Annotated in this window: 2 protein-coding genes; both read left to right on the top strand. The window is 47.5% G+C overall.

What is annotated here, in order from left to right; genetic code table 11:
- Positions 1–557 (top strand): A24 family peptidase (locus KIV40_RS32125; protein ID WP_285353394.1); only part of this gene is annotated, 557 nt, incomplete at its 5' end.
- 3 nt (positions 558–560) lie between these two features.
- A partial coding sequence (gene coaE / locus KIV40_RS32120) for a dephospho-CoA kinase (RefSeq protein WP_285353392.1) occupies positions 561–788 on the top strand: 228 nt, incomplete at its 3' end.

Raw genomic sequence — 788 nt, 5'->3', positions numbered from 1 at the left:
GCTATCCGCTTGTTGAATTGCTAACCGCTGTAATGTGTAGCTTTATTGCTGCTCACTTTGGTTTTAGCTACTACGCACTGGCCTTGATCTTTTTTACTTTTGCCCTGATTGCAGCGACCTTCATCGATCTCGATACCATGCTACTGCCAGATCAAATCACCTTGCCTCTAGTCTGGTCGGGGATTGCTCTGGCACTGTTTGGAGTGAGCCCAATTTCGCTGCAAGATTCAGTTATCGGTGCAATGGCTGGTTATCTTGCTCTGTGGTCAGTCTATTGGCTATTTAAGCTACTCACAGGCAAAGAGGGCATGGGCTATGGTGATTTCAAACTACTGGCAGCGCTTGGCGCATGGCTTGGTTGGCAACACCTACCTATGATCATCTTGCTTTCCTCTCTCGTTGGCCTCGTATTTGGCTTGATTCAATTACGATTGAAACAGCAAGGCATCGATAAAGCCTTCCCGTTTGGCCCATATCTCGCCATTGCTGGTTGGATTAGCCTGATTTGGGGCGAGAACATTATGGCTTGGTATTTTACTTCGGTTTTAGGAATTTAATTTATGGCGACCATTATTGGCCTCACTGGCGGCATTGCTAGCGGAAAAACCACCGTTGCAGACCTATTTCAAGAGCACTTCAACATCGATATTGTCGATGCCGATATCGTGGCTCGTGAAGTCGTAGCAGTCGGCAGTGACGGACTACGCCAGATTGCTGAACATTTTGGCGAAGCGATCCTTCTAGAAGACGGTACCCTCAACCGAGCTAAGCTTCGTGAACAGATCTTT

The organism is Vibrio sp. D173a (genome assembly GCF_030248475.1).
Note: the sequence above shows the minus strand (reverse complement) of the source record. Positions and strands in the feature narration are given on the sequence as shown.